The following is a 23,445-nucleotide window of genomic DNA, read 5'->3' on the forward strand; positions in this document are numbered from 1 at the left end:
GGGGAGGGCAGGCGGTGCAACGCAAATGGATGGTCGTGGCCGGGTTGGCCACGGTGGCGGTGGTCGCGGCCGGCGCCGTGATGCTGGGCGCTCGCGGGCGCTTCAGCGGCCACATCAACGCGCTGGGCGTGGCGCTGGACGAACCTGCGGCCTACGTGGCCACGCCGTCGCTGACGGCGCTGTCGCGCGACCTCGTCAAGGCGCCGGTGCTGCGCAATCTGCTGACCGAGGACTTCGCGTTCTATTACGAGACCCACGAGGACCGTCTCGGCCTGGCGGGCGCCGTCAAGCGCGTGGCCTTCGAGCACGACACGACGTGGAAGGACGACCTCATCGCGCTCGCGCTGGACCAGCCCAGCGAGGTGGCGCTGTGGGCCGACAAACGGGGCGCCGCGCGCCACTGGGCGCTGGCCATGACGCGCGACGCGCTGGCCCGCGTCATCCAGGGGGTGGGCCAGATCGCCGCGTCGGACGCGCAGCTGACGCTGATCGCCAACGTGCCGCTGGCCACGTTCTCGTTCGAGACGGTGCCGGTCTATGCGCTGCAGCTGTCGCCGCGTCGCACGCTGGCCATCGCATCGCGCGGAAACCGGGTCGTCGTGCTGTCCGATCCCGGCCTGCTGTTTGACGACGCGCGCAAGCCCGACCGCGAGGCCGCCGCCGTGCTGGGCTCGCTGCTGTCTGGCGACGCGAAGGACCAGGGCCTGTGGCGCCGCCATTTCGCGCTGTCCGATGCGCCCGGTGCGGCCCACACGCTGGTGGCGGGCGGCGACCTGTTGGCGCTGGGCTACCAGCGTTTCTTCCCCGCGCTGCAGGCCCTGCGCGTGGATGTGGCACCGGGCGGCACGGCGCTGAACACCTGGGTGAAGCAGGGCAGCGACTGGCCCGCGTCGCCGTGGGCGGCGCTGCCGGCTCAGGCCGCGGCCTGCGCGGCGCTGCCTGTCAACTGGGTGCAGGCGCGCCAGGTGCTGGCGGGCGCCGACGGCAAGCCCAAGGCGGGTGACGCGGGCCCGGCGCTGGCCGAGATGGCGCGTGCCTTCGACGGCCCGGCGGCCATCTGCTGGTACGGCGCGTCGCAGCTGCACACGCCGCTGCTGGTGGCCCATGCCAGTGGCCCGGCGCCAAGCGCGCAGACGCTGCAGGCCTTCATGCAGTGGTGGCTGCCCAAGCAGGCCGCCTGGTCGCCCGGCGACAAGACGGCCATCGTCGACGCGCCCTACGGTGCCAAGAAACAAGGCGAGGACGTCGGCTACGAGATGGCCTTTCGCCGTGCCGGCGACTGGTGGCTGTTCTCGCCGGACGCCGCGCTCGTCGCCAAGGCCGAGGACGCCATCGCGCGCCGCTTCCCCAGTGTGGCCGACACGCTGGGTGCGGGCGCCAAGGCAGCCATCGCGACGGCCACGCCCTCGCAGATCGCCGAGCTGATGCGCCGTGAGGCGCTGGCCGTGCTGCCGGTGGAGCAAGGCGACTTCCGCCAGGCCGCCGAGACGCTGCTGTTCCCGCGCCTGGCCTCGTTCGGCAAGTTGCCGGCCGCGCAGGCGGTGCCGGCCGGTGCGCGCGATGCCAACGGCTGGACGGCGCTGCGCTGGCAGCCCGTCAGCGCCACGCCATGACGCCGCGCCGCCGCTTCCTGCAGGCCGCTGCCGCGCTTGCGTTGCCTGGCTGGGCCGCTGCCGAGCCGGCACGACTGGACCCGACGCAGAGCCGCCACCTGCGCGACTGGATCACGCTGCTTATCCACGCCCAGGTCGAGCAAGGCCCCACGCCGCGCTGGACGCACCGCGACTGCGCCGGCCTCGTGCGCTTCGCGGTCGGCGAGAGCCTGCGCCCGCACGACCTGGCCTGGCGCCAGTCCATGGGCCTGATGGGGCAGCGCCTGCCGCCCGATGTCGATGACAAGGCCGCGGCCGGCTGGCGCAACGCGTGGAAGCGCGCCGACGGCTCGCAGGGCGCCTTTGTCTCGGCGCTGGACCTGGTGCAGGCCAACACGCGCTTTGTCGGCAAGCAGCTGGCGCAGGCTCAAGGTGCCGACCTGCTGTTCTACGACTTCGGCGACGACCAGCACCTGATGGTCTGGATGGGCCGCTACATCGCGTACCACACCGGCCGTGTGCTGCCGGGCGACAACGGCCTGCGGGCCTTGGCGCCATCGCAGCTGATGGCCTGGACCGACACCCGCTGGCGCCCGAGCAGCGACAACCCGAACTTCGTCGGCCTGTACCGGCTGGACTTCCTGGCATGAACTTCCGAACGCTTCACCCCCTGAAGTGGCTGGCGCTGCTGGCCCTGGCGCTGGCAGCCCACGCCTTTGCGGCCGACCAGGAGCCGCCGCTGGAGAACTACCACTCGGCCTTCACCGGCGAGCCATTCTTCCTGCTGTCCGACGCCACCTTCGCGAGCAACCAGCCGGCCCAGGTGCGGCTGGAGATGAACGCGCCTGAGAGCCTGGCCAATGTCGGCGGCGTGGACCTTGTGCTCTACCGCGTGCCCGAGCCGCTGGCCTTCCTGCAGAAGCAGCGCAACCTGCACCGCGTGGTCGTCGACAACAAGCCCGTCGGCGAAGGCCTGGCCAACACGCTGACCCATCTGTGGGACAGCTGGGTCGTGAAGGCGCGCATCGCGTGGCAGAAGTTGTTCTCGGGCGATGCACGCCGCGCCGTCACCGAGCAGGCACCGGCGCTGAAGACGCCCAAGACGCTGCGCCAGCCATCCACCTTCGAGGAGCCGCTGCAGTTCAAGCCGCTGCCGGGCCTGCCGGTGGTGCAGCGCTTCCGCTACCCGCTGCACCTGGCCAAGCCCATCGCGCCGCCGAAGGACCTGAAGCTGGAAGGCAGCAGCAGCGAGTTCATCACGCCGACGCAGGGCAACGTCTTCGTGCCGCTGGGCGCGCTGAAGCCCGGGCTGTATCTCGTCGAAGCCATCGCCGGCCAGCACCGCGCGACGACGCTGCTGTTCGTCAGCGACACGCTGGCGCTGACCAAGGTGTCCGGCGCGCAGATGCTGGTGTGGAGCGCGCAGCGCGCCACGGGCGCCGCCGTGCCCGCCACGCAGGTGGTGTGGACCGACGGCGTCGGCGTGCTGAAGAGCGGCACGGCCGACGCGCAAGGCCTGTTGCGCCTGGAGCGCCCGTCGGCGCCCGAGCAGACCTATGTCTTCGGCCAGGACCCGGCCGGCGGCGTCTTCATCTCCGAGAACTTCTACTACGACAGCGAGATCTACAACGCCAAGGTCTACGCGACGACCGACCGGCCGCTGTACCGGCCCGGCGACGAGGTGAAGGTCAAGGTCACGGGCCGCGAGTTCAAGAATGCGCGCGAATCCGTCGCTCTGGCCGATGGCGACATGACGCTGACGGCGCGTGACCCGGCCGGCCAGGTCGTCGCCACGCAGACGATGAAGTTCGCTGCCGCCACCGGTGGCGCGGACACGGCCTTCCGCCTGCCCGACAACGCGGCGGCCGGCGGCTACGAGCTGCTGATGACGCTGCGCGACGACAGCTACACGGCGGCCTTCCGCGTGGCCGACTATCAGAAGCCGCACTTCGAGATCCAGTGGCTGCCCGACAAGGCCGACTTCGGCACCGGCGAGGCCGTCACCGGCAAGCTGCAGCTGAGCTACCCGGACGGCAAGCCGGTGGCCAACGCCAATCTGTCGCTGACCGCCCGCGCCCAGGTGCTGGCAATGGTGGAGGGCGAACTGGACGACGCCGGCGCCTTCGCGCTGAAGCTGCAGCAGACCGAGCTGCAGACCGATGGGGGCGGCCAGGCCAAGTTCACGCTGCCGGCCGCCGACAAGCCCAGCCGCTACGTGCTGACCGTGCTCGCCACCGACGGCGCCGCCTACCGCGTGCGCTCCACGCGCGAGCTGCTCGTGGAGCGCGGCGCGGCCGGCTGGCTGCTGACGCCCGAGCGGCAGTTCTCCAAGCCGGGTCAGACGACGGCCTTCCGCTGGAGCCCCAGCCGCCGCGCCACCGCCACGCCGCCGGCCGCGCCGGTCAAGTGGGAGTGGGTGCGGTTGGAAGACCGCAAGACCGGCAGCGGCGATGTGCCCTCCGGCAACGCCGTCTCGCTGAGCTTCCCGCAGCCCGGCTCGTACACCGTGACGTTGCGCGACGCCCAGCACCGCATCGTCGCGGCCAGCAGCCACTTCGTGACCGGCGACGGCCTCAAGGTGCCGACCGGCAGCATCGGCATCGTGTTCGACAAGACGCGCTATGCCGCCGGCGACACGGCCGAGGCGCTTGTGACCTTTCCCGAAGCGGTGGAGCAAGCCCTCGTCACGCTGGAGCGCGAACGCGTCGACGCGGCCGCGCTGCTGACCACGGGCGGTGAGGGCTTCACGACCGAGCGCGTCGGCCCCACGCAGTGGAAGGTGCGCGTCAAGGTGCGCGAGGAGATGGCGCCCAACGTGGCGTTCTCGGTGGCCTACGCGAAGCACGGCGACAGCGTGTTCCAGAACCAGGGCCTGATCGTCGAGCAGCCGCGCGTGGCGCTGGCGTTCAAGACCGACAAGCCGGTCTATGCGCCGGGCGAGCAGGTGACGGTGGAAGTCAGCGCGACGGTGGCGGGCCAGCCAGTGGCTGCGGACGTGGCCGTCGGCGTCGTCGACGAAATGATCTACGTGCTGCAGCCCGAGATCGCGCCCAGCATCGACGACTTCTTCTTCCACCCGCGCCGCAACAACGTGCGCACCAGCGTGTCGCTGAACTTCATCGGCTATGACCTCGCCACGCGCAAGCTCGGTGAGCTGCCCGGCCGGCGTGGCGAACCGCAGCGCGCCGTCAAGGTGCTGGAACGCCCGCGTCGCGACAACGTCGACACCGCCGCCTGGGAGCCGCGCCTGCACACCGACGCCGCCGGCAAGGCGCGCTTCACGTTCCGCATGCCCGACTCGCTGACCCGCTGGCGCCTGACCGGCCGCGCGATGGCGGCCAACGGGCTGGTGGGCCAGCAGACCGCCTGGGTGCGCAGCGACAAGGCCTTCTACGCGAAGTGGACCAGTCCCGACTGGCAGCGCCTGGGCGACCAGGCCGACGCCAGCCTGGCGCTGTTCAACCAGGGCCAGCAGCCCGGCAGCGTGGAGTGGACGGCGCAGGGCGCCGGTGTGCAGCAGCAGGGCAAGCTGACGCTCAAGCCCGGCGCCAACTTCGTGACGCTGCCGCTGAAGGCCGAGGCGCTGGGCGCGCAGGACCTGACCATCACGCTGCGCGCCGATGGCAAGGTTGTCGACACGCTGGCGCAGCGCATCAAGCGCGTGCCCGTCGGCTGGAGCAGCCCGCGCGAGCTGGTGCTGGACCTGTCGGCCGGCGCCGCGCAGCTCGCGCTGCCCGCCGATGCGCGCAACGTGCGCGTGACGCTGGCCACCGACCCGGCCGCTGGCGCGTTCAGCCGCTGGGTGGACGATCTCGTCGACTATCCCTACGGCTGCGTCGAGCAGACGGCCAGCCGCATGCTGCCGCTGAGCCTCGCGCTGCAGTCGTTGTCGGCCGCGCAGCAGCCTCTGGCGCCGCAGCTGACGCAGCGCCTGTCCACCGCGCGCCTCGCGCTGGCGCAGATGGCCGGCCCCGAGGCCCGCTTCGGCTGGTGGGGCCGTGGCATGCAGCCCGATGCCTTCCTGACCGCCTACGCCTACTACGCCGACTGGCGCGCCACGCAGGCGCTGCGCGCGACGCTGCCGGCCTCGCACTGGGAGCGACTGCTGGACGTCTACGCCAAGGACGGCGTGAAGCAGCCGCCGCTGCAGCGCGCGCTGGCGCTGCACTGGATGGCCGAGATGGGCCTGCCGGTGGGCAGCATGGTCGACGCACTGCTGGAGGAGCTGGCCGGTGCGAAGGCCGACGCCGGTGCGGCGCGTTCCGGCGTCAGCCTGGCGATGGTGGACGAGGCGCCGGGTGCGAGCGACGTGGCCGTTGTGCTGGCCACTTACACGGCCGGCCCGCGTGCCTCGGCAGCTGCGCGGGCTGCTGCCGATGCCGCCGCCGGTCGTCTGGCCGGTTCGCCCGCGCCGCTGGCGCAAAGCCTGCTCGCGCTGACCCGCCGCCCCGGCGCGCCCGCACCGCAGGCCGTGCTGGCCCAGGTGCGCGGCGAGCAGCCGACCTTCGATCGCGCGCAGTCGCTGGTCTGGCTGCACAAGGCGCTGGGCGGCGTGCCTGGCGGCGTGTCGGGCGCCGGCACGCTGGCGTCGCCTTGGGTGGCTGCAGCCGGCAGCGTCGGCCAGCCGCAGTGGACGCTGCGACCTGGCTCGCCCCGCCCGGCCACGCTGGAAGCCGGTGGTGGCGCGAAGTGGGCCTACGTCGCGTTCGACAGCAGCGACGCCGGTCCGTCCCCGGCGTTGCCCGCCAAGATCGAGCGCCAGCTCTACCGCGTCGTCATCGAGAAGCCCGCCGAGCCGGCCAAGGGTGACCCGCAGCCGCCCAGCGGCCGCTCGCGCGTGAAGCTGGAGCCGGTCAAGCCCGGCAGCACGCTGGACACCAACACGCTCTACCTCGATGCGCTGACGCTGCAGTCCGGCGGCCCGTTGCACCGCGCGCTGCTGGAGGTGGCCTTGCCGCCGGGCGCCGCGGTCGAGAGCGGCACCTGGGGGCTGGACGTGCAGGACGGCAAGACCGGCACGCCGCTGGAGCGCGCCCAGCACCAGCCGACATCGCAGGGCTATGCCGTGCCGGTGGACGTGCTGCCGGCCGGCCAGGCGTTGACGCTGCGCCACCTCGTGCGCTTCTCGCAGCGCGGCCGCTTCCAGCTGCCGCCGGCGCGGCTGTACCGCATGTACGAGCCCGAGGCCAAGGCGCTGGAAGCCGGCAAGGGCTGGGCGGTCGTCGAAGTGCGCTGATGACGTGTGAGCCCCTCACCCAATCTCGCGCTGCTGAACGCAGGCGAGCCTGGTCGGTCCCCCGAGGGGACGGCGATGCTTGCGGCATCGAGCCGCAAGCACATCGCCAAGACGGGCCGGCTTGGGAGCGGCCCGGCGCTCGGCCCGTGAGATCACGAGCGCCTATGGTGGCCTTCGCCGCTGCCGTGCTGGCCACAGCGGGTGCGACTGCGGCACCGATCCCGCAGCTCGCCTGGCGCGCGCCCAACGGCGTGCTCATGACATCCATCGGCGCCAAGCTGCCGGCGCAGGTGCCGCTGGGCAGCACGTGGAAGCTGTTTGTCTACGGCTACCTCACCGCCACCGGCGCGCGGGAGCCCGTCTACCGCTGCGGCGTCGCCAAACGGGAGCCCGGCGAGGAGTACTGCTGCGACCCCGGCGAGAGCATCGGCCGCGACGCGGCGCTGCAGCGGTCCTGCGGTGCCTACTTTGAGCCGAGGCGCCTGGCGATCAACGCCGCAGCCTGGCAGCGCTTCTGGGTCGACCGCCAGGCACCGGCCTGGCTGCAGTCATTGCCTGCTCTGCAGCCGGCCACCACGGTACCCGTGCCGGCGCTGCTGGAGGCGCTGCAGCGCATGCCCGACGCCGCCCGTCTCGCCGCGCGCGACGCGCTGCTGCCCAACACGCTGCGCGAGCCGGGGCTGCTGGACACGCTGGGCAGCGGCCCGCGCTTCAAGACCTGGTCGTGGACCGACGCGGGCGGCGAGCGCTGGGGCGGCAGTGCCGGCTGGCTGGCCGACGGCACGCCGTTCTGGATCGGCGGCCCCGGCACCGGGCAGCAGGTCATGCGGCGGGATGCTGTTCGTGTGGTCCAGGGCTGGCGGGACGGCGGGCTGCTGTCCGTCGAACCCGATGCCGCGGCGCTGCAGGCCCAGCCCTGCGTGGACGTGCGCTTCTTCGCGCGCTACCCGCTCGCCCGGGTACTCCGGCGCAACGACCAGCCCGCCGCCCGCGGCCCGCTGACCGAGGCGGGCCCGTACACGCTGCAGTTCGCCAACGGCCAGTCGCTGATGATTCCGTCCCAGCCGGGGCTGCTGCTGACCGGCTCGCCCACGGCGCCGCGGCTGCAGGCGCGGATGACGCTGGAGGCCTACGTGGCCCGCGTCGTTGACCGCGAAGGCGTGGCCACCGAGACCACGGCCGCCCAGGCGCTGGCCATCGCCGCGCGCAGCTGGCTGCAGCAGAACGCGGCGCCGTCGCAGGGCTGCCTGGCCGTGGACGACGACAGCCGCGCGCAGCGTGTCAGCCCGCTCCCGCCCAGCCCGGCAGCGCGCGCCGCCGCGGCGTTCACGGCTGGCCTGGTGTTGCGCGGCATGCCCGTGCGCTACGCACTGGAGCGCGACGAGGCCCACCTGCTGGGCTGGCGCGAGGCGGTGGCGGCGAGCCGGGCAGGGCAGGGCATGGAGGCCTTGCTGCGCCAGGCCTTCCCGAGCGCGACGCTGGCCGGCTGGCAAGGCGAGGGCGATTGCGAGCTGCTGCCGCTGGCCGCGCAGTGGCTCACCGAGCGCCAGCCGCGCTGGGAGCGCCGTCTGCGCCGCGAGGTCGGCTACGAGCCGCTGGACGCGCCGCCGCAGGTCTGCCTGCTGCAGGCCGGCACGCCGCACGCGGATGTGCGCCGCAGCCGCGTCTGGCTGCGTGAATGGCAGACGCGCGACGGCCGCGTGACGCTGATCCACGAATACCTGCACCTGGCCTTCCGCCGCCATCCGCGCGGCCAGGACGAGAACGACATCGAGCGCTTGGCGCAGCAACTCGCAGACCTATGAACCGCTTCCTCGCCCTGACCCTGCTGGTCTGCGCCGCCGCCCAGGCCGCCGACCGCCCCGTGCTGGACACGCCGCACGGCGGCTGGCGCGCCAGCGCGTCGAGCAGCAACGACTTTGTCCAGCCCGTCCACTACCCGGCCGCCAACGTCAACACCGAGGGCATCGCTGCCAGTGCGTTGATCTCCGGCCGCATCAAGGGCGACATCGCCGCTGCGCCCAAGTCCACGCGCGAGCAGGCACGGCTGGTGGTGGACGGCGTCGCGCTGCCGCTGGACGTGCGCGAGGGCGGCGCGTTCGCGCGGCCGTGGTCGTTCGGGCCGGGTTCCCATGGCGTCAGCGTGCGGGCGCCCGGCGGCCCCGGCGCGCCGGAGCGGCGCGTGCAGTTCTACGAGGCCAACGCCGCCCGCGCCACGCCGCGCCTGCGCGTGGCCTTGAGCTGGGACACCGACCAGACCGACCTCGACCTGCACGTCGTCTCGCCTGACGGCCAGCACGTCTGGTACGGCAACCGCGTGGCCGGCAACGGCGGCGCGCTGGACGTGGACGTGACGACCGGCTTCGGCCCCGAGATCTACGCCAACCCGGCGCCGCTGCCGGGCATCTACAACGTCTACGTGAACTACTACGGCGCCGGCCAGGAGCGCGGTGCCATCACCATCGCGCAGATCGCCGTCATCGAGAACGAGGGCACACCGCGCGAGAAGCAGCGCGTGTTCCGCGTGCCGATGCGCAAGCCGGGCGAGCTGACGCTGGTCTCGTCCTTCGTGATCCCATGAAAGCGTTCTTCCTCCTCGCACTGGCAGGCGCCGCGAGCGCCGCGGACATCGACCGCCCCGCGGGTGGCTGGACGCACAGCGGCCTCATCGAGACCGACCGTCGCCTCGAGTACGCCTACCCCAACAATCTCATCGACCGTGGCGGCCAGCGCGGCCGCACGCTGATCGAGGGGCGGTTGAAGAGCTTCGACAAGGCCGGCCGCAAGCCGCCCACGCTGGTCGTCAACGGCAACGCGATGCCGCTGCAGCACGACGAGCAGGGCCGCTTTGCCCGGCCCTACGCCTTCGGCCCCGGCAGCAACGGCATCGAGCTGCGCAGCTCCGACGGCAAGACGCTGCAGCGCGTGCAGTTCTACGACAACAACACGACCAAGACGCGCGCCCAGGTCCGCATCATCCTGGCCTGGGACGACCCGCAGGCCGAGCTGGACCTGCACGTGCTGACGCCCGATGGCGGCCACGCCTTCTTCGCCGCCCCCATCCTCGCCAACGGCGGCGGTCTGGACGTCGACAGCGTCGACGGTGCCGGCCCCGAGATGTTCTCCATGGCCGCGCCGCTGCCCGGCACCTACCGCGTCTACGTGAACTACTGGGGCAACTTCGGCCCGTCGGGCTACCACTTCGACGAGTCCACGCGCCAGAAGCCCGTCATCACGGCCCGCGTCACGCTGGTCTACGACGAGAACACCGGCGCCGAACGCCGCGAGACCTTCACCGTGCCGATGCGCAAGATCGGGGATTTGCAACTGGTACGAACCTTCCTGCGCAGCTGAGTGCACACTCAGGTAAACCCGTCCAGGGCGACCGGCGGGCTCTGCCTAGAATTTGCTGCACTGCACAGGAGATCCCCGAATGGCGACTGCCCGCAAGAAAGCGGCATCCACAGAAGGCACTTCGGCTGGCGATGCCAAGCCCGGCGTGCGCATCCTCAAGAAGTACCCCAACCGGCGCCTCTACGACACGCAGACCAGCAGCTACATCACGCTGGCCGACGTGAAGGTGATGGTGTTGGATGGCATCGACTTCGAGGTCCACGACGCCAAGACCCACGAAGACCTGACGCGCTCCATCCTGCTGCAGATCATCCTGGAGGAAGAGACCGGCGGCGTGCCGATGTTCTCGACCAACTCGCTGGCCCAGATCATCCGCTTCTACGGCGGCGCGATGCAGGGCGTCATGGGCGGCCTGCTGGAGCGCCAGATGCAGGCTTTCACGGACATGCAGCAGCGCTTCACCGAGCAGACGCCCGGCTCGCCGTTCAGCCCGGATGCCTGGACCGGCCTGATGGGTGGCTACGCCGAGCAGTCCAAGAACCTGATGAACCAGTGGCAGGAACAGTTGAAAAATGCCGGCGTGATGTTCCCGTTCGGCACGCCGCCGGGGAGCAAGAAACCCTGATTCCGTGACATCGCCGAAAATACGGCGATGAACGAATCCGCCACCCTCGCCGCTCCGGCCGCCGCGCCCAAGATCGGCTTCGTGTCCCTGGGCTGCCCGAAAGCCCTGACCGACTCCGAACTGATCCTCACGCAACTGCGCGCCGAGGGCTATGAAACCTCCAAGACCTTCGCCGGCGCCGACCTGGTGATCGTCAACACCTGCGGTTTCATCGACGACGCCGTCAAGGAAAGCCTGGACACCATTGGCGAGGCGCTGGCCGAGAACGGCAAGGTCATCGTGACGGGCTGCCTGGGTGCCAAGGCCGGCGCCGCCAGCGCCGACGCCGGCAGCCTGGTGCGCGAGATCCACCCCAGCGTGCTGGCCGTGACCGGCCCGCATGCCACGCAGGAGGTCATGGACGCGGTGCACACGCATGTGCCCAAGCCGCACGACCCCTTCGTCGACCTGGTGCCCAGCTACGGCATCAAGCTGACGCCCAAGCACTACGCGTATCTGAAGATCAGCGAGGGCTGCAACCACCGCTGCTCGTTCTGCATCATCCCGAGCATGCGGGGCGATCTCGTGTCCCGCCCCATCGGCGACGTGCTGAACGAGGCCCGCGCGCTGTTCGAGAGCGGCGTGAAGGAGCTGCTGGTCATCAGCCAGGACACGTCGGCCTACGGTGTGGACGTGAAGTACCGCACCGGCTTCTGGGACGGCAAGCCGGTCAAGACCAAGATGCTGGACCTCGTCGCGCAGCTCGGCGAACTGGCCAAGCCGTTTGGCGCCTGGGTGCGCCTGCACTACGTCTATCCGTACCCGCACGTGGACGAGGTGCTGCCGATGATGGCCCAGGGCCTGGTGCTGCCGTATCTGGACGTGCCCTTCCAGCACGCCCACCCCGACGTGCTGAAGCGCATGAAGCGCCCGGCCAACGGCGAGAAGAACATGGAGCGCATCCTGCGCTGGCGCGAGGCCTGCCCGGAACTGGTGATCCGCTCGACCTTCATCGCCGGCTTCCCTGGTGAGACCGAGGCCGAGTTCCAGTACCTGCTGGACTTCATGCAGGAAGCGCAGATCGACCGCGCCGGTTGCTTCGCCTATTCGCCGGTGGAGGGCGCCAGCGCCAACGACATCCCCGGCGCGCTGCCCGCCGAGGTGCGCGAGGAGCGCCGTGCGCGCTTCATGGCCGTGGCTGAAGCCGTGTCCGCCGCCAAGCTGCAGGCCCGTGTGGGCCAGACGATGCAGGTGCTGGTCGATTCCGCCCCGGCGCTGGGCCGCAAGGGGGGCGTGGGCCGTTCCTACGCCGACGCGCCCGAGATCGACGGCACCGTGAAGATCCTGCCGCCCGAGAAGGCCAGCAAGACGATGAAGGTGGGCGACTTCGTGCGCGCCCGCATCGTGGCGGCCGACGGCCACGACCTGGTGGCGAGCCTGGTCTGATGAGCAAGCGCGCGCCGTCGACTGAACTGATCCATCACCCGTACCGCGCACCAGAAGGCTGGGCTGCGGTGCCAGTGCCAGTGGCGAAGGCGTCAACCGTGCTCTTCAAGGACACGGCCGATCTGCACAAGCCACGGCCGCGCGATGGCCTGACCTACCGCTACGGCCTGCACGGCACGCCCACCAGCTACACGCTGGCTGCGCGCCTCGCGACGCTGGAGCACGCCGAGCACTGCCTGCTGGTGCCCAGCGGCCTGGCCGCGGTGACGCTGCCGTCGCTGGCCATCCTGCGGCCCGGTGACGAGGTGCTGGTGCCGGACAACGTCTACGGCCAGAACCGCTACCTGACCGAGTCGTGGCTGCCGCAGTGGGGCGTCACGCACCGCTTCTACGACCCGCTGACGGTGCCCGAACTGCGCGACAACACCAGGCTGGTCTGGCTGGAGGCGGCGGGTTCGATCACGCTGGAGTTCCCGGACCTGCTGGGCACGCTGGCCGCCTGCCGCGCGCGCGGCGTCGTCACGGCGCTGGACAACACCTGGGGCGCGGGTCTTGCCTTCAACGGCTTCGAGCCGGCGCCGACCACGCACCCGGGCCTGGGGGCCGACATCGTCATGCAGGCGCTGACCAAGTACCCCAGTGGCGGCGCCGACGTGCTGATGGGTTCGGTCTGCACGCGTGACCGCAAGCTGCACGACCGGCTCAACCACGCCCACGAACACCTGGGCTACGGCCTGGGCCAGAACGACGTGGAACTGGTGCTGCGCGGCCTGCCGACGCTGCAACTGCGCTACGAGGCGCAGGACCGCGTGACGCGCGCGCTCGCGAGCTGGATGGCCGGCCGGCCCGAGGTCGCGCGGGTCTTCCACCCCGCGCTGCCGGGCTCGCCGGGCCATGAAAACTGGCTGGCCGTTGGCGGCTCGGGCGCGGCCTGCCTGTTCTCGGCCGTGTTCAAGCCCGAGTACAGCGCGCGCCAGGTCGACGCCTTCGTCGACGCGCTGCAGCTCTTCGGCATCGGCTACTCGTGGGCCGGCCCGATGAGCCTGGCCGTGCCCTACGACATGAGCCGCAGCCGCGACCTGCCACTGCCGTTCAACGGCGGCACGCTGGTGCGTTTTGCGATCGGCCTGGAAGACGGTGCCGACCTGCAGGCCGACATCGAACAGGCCTTGTCGGCTCTGGGTTAGCCCTTGGCTGACACCTTGTGGCGCATCAGCTGCCCCTTCTCGCGCTCCCAGTCCCGCTTCTTCTCGGTCTCGCGCTTGTCGTGCTGGGCCTTGCCCTTGGCGAGCGCGATGTCGGCCTTCACGCGGCCGCCCTTGTAGTGCAGGTTCAGCGGCACCAGCGTGAAGCCGCGTTGCTCGACCTTGCCGACCAGGCGCTTGATCTCGGCCTTGTGCATCAGCAGCTTCTTCGTGCGGTCAGCCTCGGGCGTGACGTGGGTTGAAGCGCTGCGCAGCGCGTTGATGCGGCAGCCGATCAGGAACAGCTCGCCGTCCTTGATGAGCACGTAGCCATCGGTCAGCTGCACCTGGCCGGCGCGGATGGCCTTGATCTCCCAGCCCGACAGCACCACGCCGGCCTCGAATTGCTCTTCGATGTGGTAGTCGTAACGGGCGCGGCGGTTCTCGGCGATGGACATGGGGTCAGAGGTGGGGCCTTGGGGCCTTCTTACAATCCCGTCATTCTATGAAGCAGGTCAAAAAGTCCGTTCTGCTCTGGTACACGCCGCAGGAGATGTACGAGCTGGTCACCCAGGTGGAGCGCTATCCCGAGTTCCTGCCCTGGTGCAACAAGGTCGAGGTGCCGGCCCGCGAGGGCGACACCGTCACGGCGAAGCTGCACCTGGCCTACGCGGGCGTGCGCCACGCCTTCACGACGCGCAACCGCAACGAGGCCGGCCGCAGCGTGCACATGCAGCTGGTCGACGGCCCGTTCTCGCATCTGGACGGGTTGTGGCAGTTCCTGCCGCTGAACAAGCCCGGCACCACCGGCGAGCCGACGGCGTGCAAGATCGCGTTCGAGCTGAACTACGCCTTCAGCAGCGGTGCGCTGGAGGCCGTTGTCAGCCCCGTGTTCGACCGCATCGCCAACACCTTCGTCGACAGCTTCGTGCAGCGCGCGGAAAGCCTCTACGGTGCGCGTTGAGCTGGTCTGGAGCCCTCGGGCTGGCGACGTGCAGCACCGCTGGCTGGAGGTGGAGGAGGGCGCCACGATTGCGACTGCCCTGCGTGGCTGCGCCGAGTTCGCCCAGCCGCCTGGTGAGCTGCGCGTCGGCATCTGGGGGCGCGAGAGGCCGCTGGACACGGCACTGCGCGAGCGTGACCGCATCGAGGTCTACCGCCCGTTGACGGTCGACCCGAAGGAGGCTCGCCGGCAGCGCTACGCCAAGCGCGGCGAGCGCATCGTGTCGCGCCACCGGCCCAAGGCCGGCAGCGGCTGACCCGGCAGGGTTACTTGCATTCGCTGGCGATCAGCCCGCGCGTGCGCTCCACCTCGGCCTGGCGCTGGGCGTCATCCATGAAGACGCGCTCGCCGGCGTCGTTGGTGCGGGTGATGCGGATGCCGCTCTGCAGATCGCGCAGGTTGGCCTGGGCGCGGCCGCAGTTCTCGCGCTTCTGCTCGGCGATGCGGCGCGCCTCTTCCTTCTGCTTGGCGGCCTCGCGGTCCTTGTCCTGCTTCTGGTGGGCGGCAGCCTCCTGCTCGGCCTTGGTCGGCCCGCTGGCGGCGGGCGGCGGCGCGGAGGCAGCGGCATTCGCGGCCTGGCCGGCCGGCACAACGCTGATCTGCGCCGGCGCGTTGGCAGGGCGTTGCAGGATGTCCTTGTCGGGCGTGCCGGACGGCGGTGGGCGGTCGCTGTACTGGACGTTGCCCTTCGCGTCTTTCCACTTCCACTGGGCCTGAGCGGACGCGGCAAGAGCCAGGCCGACCAGGGCGATGAAAAAGGGCTTGTTGCGCATCCGGAAAGTGTAGCCGCGGCCCCCTCTCTATAATGCCGCTTTGCGTCTGGAGCTTTCCTCATGCGCCTTCTTGGCAAAGCGCTCACCTTCGACGATGTTCTGTTGGTGCCGGCGTTCTCTCAGGTGTTGCCCCGCGACACCAGCCTTGCGACCCGTCTGTCGCGCAACATTCCCCTGAACCTGCCGCTGGTGTCCGCCGCGATGGACACCGTGACCGAGGCCCGCCTCGCGATCGCGCTGGCGCAGGAAGGCGGCATCGGCATCGTGCACAAGAACCTGTCGGCGGAAGCCCAGGCGCGCGAGGTGGCCCGGGTCAAGCGCTACGAGAGCGGCGTCGTCCGCGAGCCGCTGACGGTCAGCCCGGATGCCACGGTGCGTGACGTCCTCGATCTGCAGCACCAGAACGGCTTCTCGGGCTTCCCGGTCGTCGAAGGCCGCAAGGTCGTCGGCATCGTCACCGGCCGCGACGTGCGCTTCGAGACGCGCATGGACGCCAAGGTCCGCGAGATCATGACGCCGGCCGAGAAGCTCATCACCGTCAAGGAAGGTGCCTCGCTGGACCAGGCCAAGGCGCTGATGCACACGCACAAGCTGGAGCGCGTCGTCGTCGTCAACGATGCCTTCGAGCTGCGCGGCCTGATGACCGTGAAGGACATCACCAAGCAGACCAGCTTCCCCAACGCCGCCCGCGACAGCCACGGCGGCCTGCGCGTCGGCGCGGCGGTCGGCTTCGGTGAAGACACCGAGCAGCGCGTCGAACTGCTGGTCAAGGCCGGCGTGGACGCCATCATCGTCGACACGGCTCACGGCCACAGCGCTGGCGTGCTGGAGCGCGTGCGCTGGGTCAAGCGTGCCTTCCCGAACGTGGATGTCATCGGCGGCAACATCGCCACCGGCGCCGCGGCGCTGGCGTTGGTCGAGGCGGGCGCCGATGGCGTCAAGGTTGGCATCGGCCCTGGCTCCATCTGCACGACGCGCATCGTCGCGGGCGTGGGCGTGCCGCAGATCACGGCCATCGACAACGTCGTGACGGCGCTCAAGGGCACCGGCGTGCCGGTCATCGCCGACGGCGGCGTGCGCTACTCGGGCGACCTGGCCAAGGCCATCGCCGCGGGCGCCGACTGCGTCATGATGGGTGGCGCTTTTGCCGGCACCGAAGAAGCCCCGGGCGAGACGGTGCTCTACCAGGGCCGCACCTTCAAGAGCTATCGCGGCATGGGCTCCATGGGCGCGATGGCCAAGGGCAGCGCGGATCGCTACTTCCAGGACACGTCGGCCAACAACCCCAACACGTCCAAGCTCGTGCCTGAAGGCATCGAGGGTCAGGTGCCCTACAAGGGTTCGGTCGTGCAGGTCATCTTCCAGATGGCCGGCGGCCTGAAGGCGTCCATGCACTACTGCGGCTGCGGCACCATCGCCGACATGCAGAACAAGGCCGAGTTCGTCGAGATCACGACGGCGGGCATGCGCGAGAGCCATGTCCATGACGTGCAGATCACGAAGGAAGCGCCGAACTACCGCAGCGCGGGCTGAGGCCTTCCCGGCCGTTGACCGAAGGCGGGGCGACGCGACATCGCCCCGCTTCTCATTTCAGAACCACGATGAGCCAAGCACCGAAACGCACTCCCGCCATGGGTTTCATCATGGCCGCCGTGCTGATCGACATGATCTCCATCGGCCTGATGGTGCCGGTGCTGCCGCACATCGTGGGCACCTTCACGCACGGCAACGACGAGCAGACCTCGGCCTACCTGATGGTGACGATGGCCTTCGGCATCGCCAACTTCTTCGGCTCGCCCGTGCTGGGCGCGTTGTCGGACCGCTTCGGCCGCCGGCCCGTGCTGCTGATTGGCTTCGCTGGCCTGGCGCTGAGCTTCTTCGTGACGGCGACGGCCACGGCGCTGTGGATGCTGGTCGTCGTGCGGCTGTTCTCCGGCGCAATGCAGGCCAACATCGCCATCGCCAATGCCTACGTGGCCGACATCTCGGCGCCCGAGGACAGGGCTCGTCGCTTCGGCCAGCTCGGCGCGATGTTCGGCATCGGCTTCATCCTCGGGCCGGTCATCGGAGGCTGGCTGGGCCACTACGACGTGCACTGGCCCTTCTTCGCGGCTGGCTCGATGGCGGTGCTGAACTGGTGCTACGGCTTCTTCGTGCTGCCGGAGTCGCTGCCGCGGGAGCGGCGCAGTCCCTTCGACTGGAAGAAGGCCAACCCGGTGAGCACGCTGCGCGGCCTGGCGGCTCTGCAAGGCGTCGGGCCGCTCGTGGCGGTCATCGCGTTGTCGTCGCTGGCCCAGTTCACGCTGCACAACACCTGGGTGCTTTACACCAAGTTCCGCTTCGGCTGGGGGCCGCTGGCCGTCAGCTGGTCGCTGCTCGCGGTGGGCATCGTATCCGTCATCAGCCAGGGCGTGCTGCTCAAGCCCCTGCTCAAGCGCTTCAGCCCGCAGCGGCTGGCGCTGGTCAGCATGACGTCCGCGTCGCTGGCCTACCTGGGCTTCGGCCTCGCCACCGAGGGCTGGATGATGTATGTCGTCATCGGGCTCAACCTGCTGGGCGGCGTCGGTGCCGCAGCCCTGCAGAGTTTCATCTCCAACGCCGCCGGCAGCGCCCATCAGGGGCGGGCCATGGGCGCCGTCTCGTCGCTCAACAGCCTGATGGCCGTCCTCGCGCCCCTGCTGGGCCTGACCTTGCTGGCCCAGGTGTCGCACCGCCCGGCCGGCGACCTGCTGATGGGGCTGCCCTTCTATACCTGCGCCGCGCTGCAAGCCGCAGCCTTGGCTGTCACCCTCCGATTCTTCCGTACCCAGCCGGCGCCCCAGCCGGCCTGAAAGACGCGCCATGCAACACGACAAGGTCCTCATCCTCGACTTCGGCTCCCAGGTCACGCAGCTCATCGCACGCCGCGTGCGCGAGTCGGCCGTGTACTGCGAGATCCATCCGAACGACGTGTCGGATGAGTTCGTGAAGCGCTTCGCGCCCAAGGCCATCATCCTGTCGGGCAGCCACGCGTCCACCTACGAAGACCACGAACTGCGCGCGCCGCAGGCGGTGTGGGACGCCGGCGTGCCGGTGCTGGGCATCTGCTACGGCATGCAGACCATGGCCGTGCAGCTGGGTGGCAGCGTCGAGTGGAGCGACCACCGCGAGTTCGGCTATGCCGAGGTGAGGGCGCATGGCCACACCAAGCTGCTGGAGGGTATTCAGGACTTCGAGACCACCGAGAAGCACGGCATGCTGAAGGTCTGGATGAGCCATGGCGACAAGGTCGCTGCGTTGCCGCCGGGCTTCAAGCTGATGGCCTCCACGCCCAGTTGCCCCATCGCCGGCATGGCCGACGAGGCGCGCGGTTTCTACGCCGTGCAGTTCCACCCCGAGGTCACGCACACCGTGCAGGGGGGCGCCATGCTGCGCCGCTTCGTGCGCGATATCGCCGGCTGCAAGGGCGACTGGCAGATGGGCAGCTACATCGACGAGGCCGTCGCCAAGATCCGCGAGCAGGTCGGTGACGAGGAGGTCATCCTGGGTCTGTCCGGCGGCGTCGATTCGTCGGTGGCCGCCGCGTTGATCCACCGCGCCATCGGCGACCAGCTCACCTGCGTCTTCGTCGACCACGGCCTGCTGCGCCTGAACGAAGGTCGCATGGTCATGGAGATGTTCGCCGGCCGGCTGCACGCCAAGGTTGTGCACGTGGACGCCAGCGAGCAGTTCCTCGGCAAGCTGGCCGGCGTGTCCGATCCCGAGCGCAAGCGCAAGATCATCGGCGCCGAGTTCGTCGAAGTTTTCCAGGCCGAGGCCAAGAAGCTCTCCAACGCGAAGTGGCTGGCGCAAGGCACCATCTACCCCGACGTGGTGGAGAGTGGCGGCACCAAGACCAAGAAGGCCACGACGATCAAGAGCCACCACAACGTCGGCGGCCTGCCCGAGACGCTGGGCCTGAAGCTGCTGGAGCCGTTGCGCGAGCTGTTCAAGGACGAGGTCCGCGCACTGGGCGTGGCGCTGGGGCTGCCAGAGGACATGGTCTACCGCCACCCGTTCCCCGGCCCGGGCCTGGGCGTGCGCATCCTCGGCGAGATCAAGAAGGACTTTGCCGACCTGCTGCGCCGCGCCGACGCGATCTTCATCGAGGAGTTGCGCAACACCATCGACCCGGCCACGGGAAAAAGCTGGTACGCGCTGACGTCGCAGGCCTTCGCCGTCTTCCTGCCGGTCAAGAGCGTGGGCGTCATGGGCGACGGCCGCACCTACGACTACGTCGTGGCCTTGCGCGCCGTGCAGACCAGCGACTTCATGACCGCCGACTGGGCCGAGCTGCCGTACTCGCTGCTCAAGCGCACGTCGGGCCGCATCATCAACGAGGTGCGTGGCATCAACCGCGTGACCTACGACGTCAGCAGCAAGCCGCCCGCGACCATCGAGTGGGAATGATTCAAAGTTGCGCCAAGTCGTCCAAGGCGATCCGGCGATTTGAATGAACCCGATTTGAGTTCACGGGTCACGCCAGGCCTAGCGGCTCATGGGTATCCAGGAAATCCGGGACGATTCAGTGCAGCGACACGCGTCCGCGGCCGGGTTCAGGCCTTCTGCGCGAAGCTCCAGGCCAGCTCCGACAGCGGCCTGGCGCTCTTGGCAGTCTCGCGCGCCTGCGCGCTGGAGGCCGTGCCGTCCACGACTCGCTTGGCGATGCCCTGCACGATGGCCGCGATGCGGAACATGTTGTAGGCCATGTAGAAGTTCCAGTCGGCCATGACGGCACCGGCGTCCGCTCGGCCGGTTCGTTCGCAGTAGCGCTGCACGTAGTCGCGCTCGGCAGGGATGCCCAGCTCTGCGAGGTTCACGCCGCCCAGGCCGCGAGCCGCGCCCGAGGTCTGGATGTGCCAGCTCATGCAGTGGTAGCTGAAGTCCGCCAGCGGATGGCCCAGCGTCGACAGCTCCCAGTCCAGCACGGCGATGATGCGCGGCTCGGTGGGGTGGAAGACGACGTTGTCCATGCGGTAGTCGCCGTGGACGATGCTGACCTCGCTCTCGTCGCGCGCCGATGCCGGGATGTGCGCCGGCAGCCAGGCCAGCAGCGCGTCCATCGCCGGGTTGGGTTCGGTGACCGAGGCCAGGTACTGCTTGCTCCAGCGGCCGATCTGGCGCTCGAAGTAGTTGCCCGGCTTGCCGTAGGTCTCCAGCCCGCGGGCCTTGAAGTCGACCTGATGCAGCGCCGCGATGACGTGGTTCATCTCGTCGTAGTGGGCGGCACGCCCGGCGTTGCTCATGCCTGGCAGGCTCTGGTCCCACAGCACGCGGCCGGGCATGAATTCCATGACGTAGAAGGCACGGCCGATGACCGATTCGTCGTCGCACAGCGCGCGCATCGCCGGCACTGGCACGTCGGTACCGGCCAGCGCGCCCATGACCTGGAACTCGCGCTCGATGGCGTGTGCTGAAGGCAGCAGCTTGGCCACGGGTGCCGGCTTGCTGCGCATCACGTATTTCGCGGCCGGCGTCGTCAGCAGGTAGGTCGGGTTGGACTGGCCACCCTTGAACTGCTCGATGGACAGCGGCCCGGAAAAGCCGTCCACATGGGCGCTCAGCCAGGCTTCGAGGGCCGCCGTGTCCAGCGGCTGGGCAAGGGGACGGGTGCCGGTGAATGCTTCCATGGAGATGGTTCTGCGAGAGGTGAACTTTCCATTCTGCGAGCAGCTCGCCGGCGGGGGTGTCGTCAGCGTGACGCGGCGGCCAGCAGCTTGTCGCGGCTCAGCACCACCAGGCGTGTCGGCTCCACGCGCACGGCGCCTTCGCGCTCGAAGGCCTTGAGCTCCTGGTTGACGCGCTGGCGTGACGCGCCCAGCAACTGGGCCAGGTCCTCCTGCGCGAGCTGCAGGCCGATGCGGATTTCGTCGCCCTCCTGCACGCCGTAGGAGCGTGCCAGCAGCAGCACCTGCTTGGCCAGCCGTGCGGCCAGCGGGCGCGTGTTGAGGTCCTCGATCATGTCGAACATCAGCCGCAGCCGGCGGCAGTTCAGCCGCAGCAGCGCGTCGTACAGCTCGGAGTGGGCCTGCAGCAAGGCGCGGAAGTCGGCCTTGCGCACGCACAGCAGCGTGGTCTCGCCGTGAGCATAGGCGTCGTGGGTGCGCGGCAGGCCGTCGAACAGCGCGATGTCGCCGAACCAGGTGCCGGGCTCGACATAGGTCAGCGAGATCTGCTTGCCGGCCAGCGACACCGAGCTCACGCGCACGGCACCCTTGGCGACGGCCGACCACTCCTCGGCCGGCTCACCGCGGTGCGACAGCATGGTCTCGTCGGCCAGCCGGCGCACGAAGGCGCGTTGCAGGATGTCGTTTCGCAGCGGCTCGGACAGCCTGGAGAACCAGGGACCCTGGTCGATCTGCTGGCGTTCTTCGGGGGTGAGGGCGAGTGCGTTCATGTCGGGGGCATTGTGCCGCCCGTCAAGCGTTGCCCCCATGCTAGAGTGACCCGCGCAGTCTCCACCTCTCGTTCAACCGCATCGCTAGCCGCCCGCAGTCAATGCCCCTCCCGGCCCTGCGCCCGACGTTGCTGGGTGCCCTCACACCCGCCTTGGCACTGCTGCTCGGCCTGTCGCCCACGGGCGTCGGGGCCATGGGGCTGGGCCGGCCCCAGATCCTCTCCGCGCTCGGCAAGCCGCTGGACGTCGTCGTCCCGCTGAATCTTGCAGATGGCGAGCAGCTGACCGACAGCTGCGTCCGCGCCGAGGTCTCGGCCGGCGATGCGCGCGTGCCCGCCGGGCTGTTGCAGATGCACGTCGAAGGTGACCCGGGTTCGTTGCGTGTCCGCCTGCAAAGCCTGGCGCGCATCGACGAGCCGGCGTTGCGCATCACGTTGGCGCTGGGCTGCCCGCTGCGGCTGACGCGCGAGTTCAACGCCTTCATTGATCCTCCGGGCGGTGCCGCCGCGGTGACGGCTCCGCCACCCGTACTCCTGCCGGCTCCGCCACTACCGGTGGTGGACCCTAAGCCGCGTGCCGTGGCCGACGCCAGCCCCGTGCCGGCTCGGCCGCGTCCCCGCGCCAGGCCGAAGGCGACCGGACCCCGCCTGGTGCTGGAACGGCCGGAGATCCTCGTCAGCCAAGCGCCGCAGCGGCCGGCTCCCGGTAGCGCGCCCGCGCCGGAGGTGACACCGGAGCTCGAGGCCCAGATCACGCAGCTCGAACAGACGGTCGCCGAGTTGCGGGCCGAGCTGGAGGCGAGGCTGCAGGCGGAAGCTGCAGCGGCGTCTGCCGCATCGGCGCCCACCGCGCTGCCTGCGTCCGCGCCCATCGAGGCGTTTGCGCCTGCGCCGCCGCCGGCCCCTGTGATGCACGCCTCGCCCTACCGCGATCCCGTGACCTGGCTGCTGACGCTGGGCCTGAGCCTGCTGGCTGGCGCCATCGCGTTCTACGGCAGCCGCTGGCGCGACGACCGTGCTCGCCGCGAACTGGCCTACTGGCGCGCGCTGCACGCGGCCGAGGGTGCGGCCGCCCCCGTGCCGCTGCCGCCTCCTCCTTCGCCCGGCATGGCGCCACCCGTCATCGGCAACGCTGTCGTGCTGCCGGACGAAGGCCAGCACCAGGCCACTCGCCCTCAGCCGCGGCCCATGCCGTGGCCGCCTGCGCCAATCGCTCCCGAGTCGTTTGGGCTTTCCACGCAACCGGGGCTGCCCATGTCCATGCAGGCGACACAGCCCTTGCCCGTGCAGGCCACCGCGGCGCCCGCGCTGCCCGACGGGCCGACCGTCGCCGACGAGTTGCTGGACCTGCAGCAACAGGTCGATTTCCTGCAGTTGCTCGGCCAACACGAGGCCGCGGCCGACCTGCTGGCGGCCCGGCTGGCGCGTGGCAACGTCGGTGCGATGCCCTATCTGCTGTTGATGGAACTCTGCCAGCAGCGCGGCGAGCCCGAGGTGTTCGCGGAGCTGGCGCGGCAGTTCGAGCAGCGTTTCCGTGTGCAGGCGCCGGCTTGGTCGCAGAGCCTGTCGCGTGGCCGCACGCTGGATGCCAGTGCCAGTGTCATCGCTCACCTGCAGGTCGTCTGGGCCGACGCGGGTTCGGCGATGCAGATGCTGCAGGAGCTGCTGTCCCGCGGGGCCGGTCCCGGCGCGCCTCACTTCGACCTGCCGGCCTACCGTGACCTGCTGATGCTGTACGGCGTGGCGCGCGACCTCTTCGAGGCGGGGCTGCGCAGCGACGACGTGGACCTGATGCTGCCGCTGGACTCGCAGTTCGGCCAGACCTGAGGTCCCTCGTCC

Annotated in this window: 19 protein-coding genes; 15 read left to right on the forward strand and 4 right to left on the reverse strand. The window is 70.2% G+C overall.

From position 1 onward, the window contains the following. The first annotated feature begins 14 nt into the window (after positions 1 to 14). The 9 genes from ACG04R_RS16820 (at position 15) to ACG04R_RS16860 (ending at position 13,419) form a co-directional block, all read left to right on the forward strand. Positions 15 to 1,613: a DUF2138 family protein gene (locus ACG04R_RS16820; RefSeq protein WP_394413091.1), complete on the forward strand. Its 1,599-nt coding sequence runs from the start codon at positions 15 to 17 to the stop codon at positions 1,611 to 1,613. Next, positions 1,610 to 2,242: a DUF1175 family protein gene (locus tag ACG04R_RS16825; protein ID WP_394413094.1), complete on the forward strand. Its 633-nt coding sequence runs from the start codon at positions 1,610 to 1,612 to the stop codon at positions 2,240 to 2,242. Before ACG04R_RS16820 ends, ACG04R_RS16825 begins: the two co-directional genes overlap by 4 nt. Then, complete coding sequence (locus ACG04R_RS16830; RefSeq protein WP_394413097.1) at positions 2,239 to 6,828, forward strand: alpha-2-macroglobulin family protein; 4,590 nt, start codon at positions 2,239 to 2,241, stop codon at positions 6,826 to 6,828. The genes ACG04R_RS16825 and ACG04R_RS16830 overlap by 4 nt, the downstream gene beginning before the upstream one ends. A 164-nt stretch (positions 6,829 to 6,992) precedes the next feature. Beyond that, complete coding sequence (locus tag ACG04R_RS16835; RefSeq protein ID WP_394413100.1) at positions 6,993 to 8,633, forward strand: DUF2300 domain-containing protein; 1,641 nt, start codon at positions 6,993 to 6,995, stop codon at positions 8,631 to 8,633. Beyond that, complete coding sequence (locus ACG04R_RS16840; protein WP_394413103.1) at positions 8,630 to 9,409, forward strand: YfaP family protein; 780 nt, start codon at positions 8,630 to 8,632, stop codon at positions 9,407 to 9,409. The genes ACG04R_RS16835 and ACG04R_RS16840 overlap by 4 nt, the downstream gene beginning before the upstream one ends. Next, the gene (locus ACG04R_RS16845) at positions 9,406 to 10,182 is read left to right on the forward strand and encodes a YfaP family protein (RefSeq protein WP_394413106.1); all 777 of its coding nucleotides are present in this window, start codon (positions 9,406 to 9,408) and stop codon (positions 10,180 to 10,182) included. The genes ACG04R_RS16840 and ACG04R_RS16845 overlap by 4 nt, the downstream gene beginning before the upstream one ends. Positions 10,183 to 10,261: 79 nt before the next feature. Beyond that, positions 10,262 to 10,807 (forward strand): polyhydroxyalkanoate synthesis repressor PhaR, encoded by a 546-nt coding sequence (phaR, locus tag ACG04R_RS16850; RefSeq protein ID WP_394413109.1) that lies wholly within the window; start codon positions 10,262 to 10,264, stop codon positions 10,805 to 10,807. Positions 10,808 to 10,834: 27 nt separating this feature from the next. Next, positions 10,835 to 12,232, forward strand: a complete 1,398-nt coding sequence (gene rimO, locus ACG04R_RS16855; protein ID WP_394413113.1) for a 30S ribosomal protein S12 methylthiotransferase RimO — start codon at positions 10,835 to 10,837, stop codon at positions 12,230 to 12,232. Continuing rightward, positions 12,232 to 13,419: a PLP-dependent transferase gene (locus tag ACG04R_RS16860; RefSeq protein WP_394413116.1), complete on the forward strand. Its 1,188-nt coding sequence runs from the start codon at positions 12,232 to 12,234 to the stop codon at positions 13,417 to 13,419. Before rimO ends, ACG04R_RS16860 begins: the two co-directional genes overlap by 1 nt. Here ACG04R_RS16860 and smpB read toward each other — a convergent pair. After that, positions 13,416 to 13,874, reverse strand: coding sequence for an SsrA-binding protein SmpB (gene smpB, locus ACG04R_RS16865; RefSeq protein WP_394413119.1), 459 nt, complete (start codon positions 13,872 to 13,874; stop codon positions 13,416 to 13,418). The genes ACG04R_RS16860 and smpB overlap by 4 nt on opposite strands. 47 nt (positions 13,875 to 13,921) lie before the next feature. Here smpB and ACG04R_RS16870 point away from each other — a divergent pair, with 47 nt between their 5' ends. Beyond that, positions 13,922 to 14,380, forward strand: a complete 459-nt coding sequence (locus ACG04R_RS16870; protein ID WP_394413123.1) for a type II toxin-antitoxin system RatA family toxin — start codon at positions 13,922 to 13,924, stop codon at positions 14,378 to 14,380. Beyond that, entirely contained in the window at positions 14,370 to 14,675 is a 306-nt protein-coding gene (locus ACG04R_RS16875; protein ID WP_394413126.1) for an RnfH family protein, read from the forward strand. The genes ACG04R_RS16870 and ACG04R_RS16875 overlap by 11 nt, the downstream gene beginning before the upstream one ends. A gap of 10 nt (positions 14,676 to 14,685) precedes the next feature. Here ACG04R_RS16875 and ACG04R_RS16880 read toward each other — a convergent pair whose 3' ends face one another. After that, positions 14,686 to 15,192: a DUF4124 domain-containing protein gene (locus ACG04R_RS16880; RefSeq protein WP_394413129.1), complete on the reverse strand. Its 507-nt coding sequence runs from the start codon at positions 15,190 to 15,192 to the stop codon at positions 14,686 to 14,688. A gap of 60 nt (positions 15,193 to 15,252) precedes the next feature. Here ACG04R_RS16880 and guaB point away from each other — a divergent pair, with 60 nt between their 5' ends. The 3 genes from guaB (at position 15,253) to guaA (ending at position 19,620) form a co-directional block, all read left to right on the forward strand. Beyond that, positions 15,253 to 16,725 carry an IMP dehydrogenase gene (guaB, locus tag ACG04R_RS16885; RefSeq protein WP_394413133.1) on the forward strand — a complete coding sequence of 491 codons (1,473 nt, stop codon included), beginning with the start codon at positions 15,253 to 15,255 and terminating at the stop codon, positions 16,723 to 16,725. Positions 16,726 to 16,823: 98 nt separating this feature from the next. Further along, the gene (locus tag ACG04R_RS16890; RefSeq protein ID WP_394413136.1) at positions 16,824 to 18,023 is read left to right on the forward strand and encodes an MFS transporter; all 1,200 of its coding nucleotides are present in this window, start codon (positions 16,824 to 16,826) and stop codon (positions 18,021 to 18,023) included. Positions 18,024 to 18,033: 10 nt separating this feature from the next. Then, a complete protein-coding gene (gene guaA, locus ACG04R_RS16895) occupies positions 18,034 to 19,620 on the forward strand; it encodes a glutamine-hydrolyzing GMP synthase (RefSeq protein ID WP_394413139.1) in 1,587 nt (528 codons plus the stop codon). A 146-nt stretch (positions 19,621 to 19,766) separates the two neighbouring features. Here guaA and ACG04R_RS16900 read toward each other — a convergent pair whose 3' ends face one another. Beyond that, on the reverse strand, positions 19,767 to 20,840 hold the full coding sequence (locus ACG04R_RS16900; RefSeq protein ID WP_394413142.1) for a phosphotransferase: 1,074 nt from the start codon (positions 20,838 to 20,840) through the stop codon (positions 19,767 to 19,769). Positions 20,841 to 20,902: 62 nt separating this feature from the next. Next, the gene (locus tag ACG04R_RS16905; RefSeq protein WP_394413145.1) at positions 20,903 to 21,607 is read right to left on the reverse strand and encodes a Crp/Fnr family transcriptional regulator; all 705 of its coding nucleotides are present in this window, start codon (positions 21,605 to 21,607) and stop codon (positions 20,903 to 20,905) included. A 101-nt stretch (positions 21,608 to 21,708) separates the two neighbouring features. Here ACG04R_RS16905 and ACG04R_RS16910 point away from each other — a divergent pair, with 101 nt between their 5' ends. After that, the gene (locus ACG04R_RS16910; protein ID WP_394413148.1) at positions 21,709 to 23,433 is read left to right on the forward strand and encodes a type IV pilus assembly protein FimV; all 1,725 of its coding nucleotides are present in this window, start codon (positions 21,709 to 21,711) and stop codon (positions 23,431 to 23,433) included. Positions 23,434 to 23,445 lie beyond the last annotated feature (12 nt).

The sequence above is a fragment of the Pelomonas candidula genome, assembly GCF_043555985.1.
In the GTDB taxonomy this organism is placed as follows: domain Bacteria; phylum Pseudomonadota; class Gammaproteobacteria; order Burkholderiales; family Burkholderiaceae_C; genus Pelomonas; species Pelomonas candidula.

What these genes read in the sequence shown, in the direction of transcription:
- ACG04R_RS16825 (WP_394413094.1), top strand. Translation starts at nt 1,610, where the DNA reads ATGACGCCGCGCCGCCGCTTCCTGCAGGCCGCTGCCGCGCTTGCGTTG.
- guaA (WP_394413139.1), top strand. Translation starts at nt 18,034, where the DNA reads ATGCAACACGACAAGGTCCTCATCCTCGACTTCGGCTCCCAGGTCACG.
- ACG04R_RS16835 (WP_394413100.1), top strand. Translation starts at nt 6,993, where the DNA reads ATGGTGGCCTTCGCCGCTGCCGTGCTGGCCACAGCGGGTGCGACTGCG.
- ACG04R_RS16840 (WP_394413103.1), top strand. Translation starts at nt 8,630, where the DNA reads ATGAACCGCTTCCTCGCCCTGACCCTGCTGGTCTGCGCCGCCGCCCAG.
- ACG04R_RS16880 (WP_394413129.1), bottom strand. Translation starts at nt 15,192, where the DNA reads ATGCGCAACAAGCCCTTTTTCATCGCCCTGGTCGGCCTGGCTCTTGCC.
- smpB (WP_394413119.1), bottom strand. Translation starts at nt 13,874, where the DNA reads ATGTCCATCGCCGAGAACCGCCGCGCCCGTTACGACTACCACATCGAA.
- ACG04R_RS16900 (WP_394413142.1), bottom strand. Translation starts at nt 20,840, where the DNA reads ATGGAAGCATTCACCGGCACCCGTCCCCTTGCCCAGCCGCTGGACACG.
- ACG04R_RS16905 (WP_394413145.1), bottom strand. Translation starts at nt 21,607, where the DNA reads ATGAACGCACTCGCCCTCACCCCCGAAGAACGCCAGCAGATCGACCAG.
- ACG04R_RS16860 (WP_394413116.1), top strand. Translation starts at nt 12,232, where the DNA reads ATGAGCAAGCGCGCGCCGTCGACTGAACTGATCCATCACCCGTACCGC.
- guaB (WP_394413133.1), top strand. Translation starts at nt 15,253, where the DNA reads ATGCGCCTTCTTGGCAAAGCGCTCACCTTCGACGATGTTCTGTTGGTG.
- ACG04R_RS16830 (WP_394413097.1), top strand. Translation starts at nt 2,239, where the DNA reads ATGAACTTCCGAACGCTTCACCCCCTGAAGTGGCTGGCGCTGCTGGCC.
- ACG04R_RS16910 (WP_394413148.1), top strand. Translation starts at nt 21,709, where the DNA reads ATGCCCCTCCCGGCCCTGCGCCCGACGTTGCTGGGTGCCCTCACACCC.
- ACG04R_RS16845 (WP_394413106.1), top strand. Translation starts at nt 9,406, where the DNA reads ATGAAAGCGTTCTTCCTCCTCGCACTGGCAGGCGCCGCGAGCGCCGCG.
- ACG04R_RS16890 (WP_394413136.1), top strand. Translation starts at nt 16,824, where the DNA reads ATGGGTTTCATCATGGCCGCCGTGCTGATCGACATGATCTCCATCGGC.
- rimO (WP_394413113.1), top strand. Translation starts at nt 10,835, where the DNA reads ATGAACGAATCCGCCACCCTCGCCGCTCCGGCCGCCGCGCCCAAGATC.
- phaR (WP_394413109.1), top strand. Translation starts at nt 10,262, where the DNA reads ATGGCGACTGCCCGCAAGAAAGCGGCATCCACAGAAGGCACTTCGGCT.
- ACG04R_RS16870 (WP_394413123.1), top strand. Translation starts at nt 13,922, where the DNA reads ATGAAGCAGGTCAAAAAGTCCGTTCTGCTCTGGTACACGCCGCAGGAG.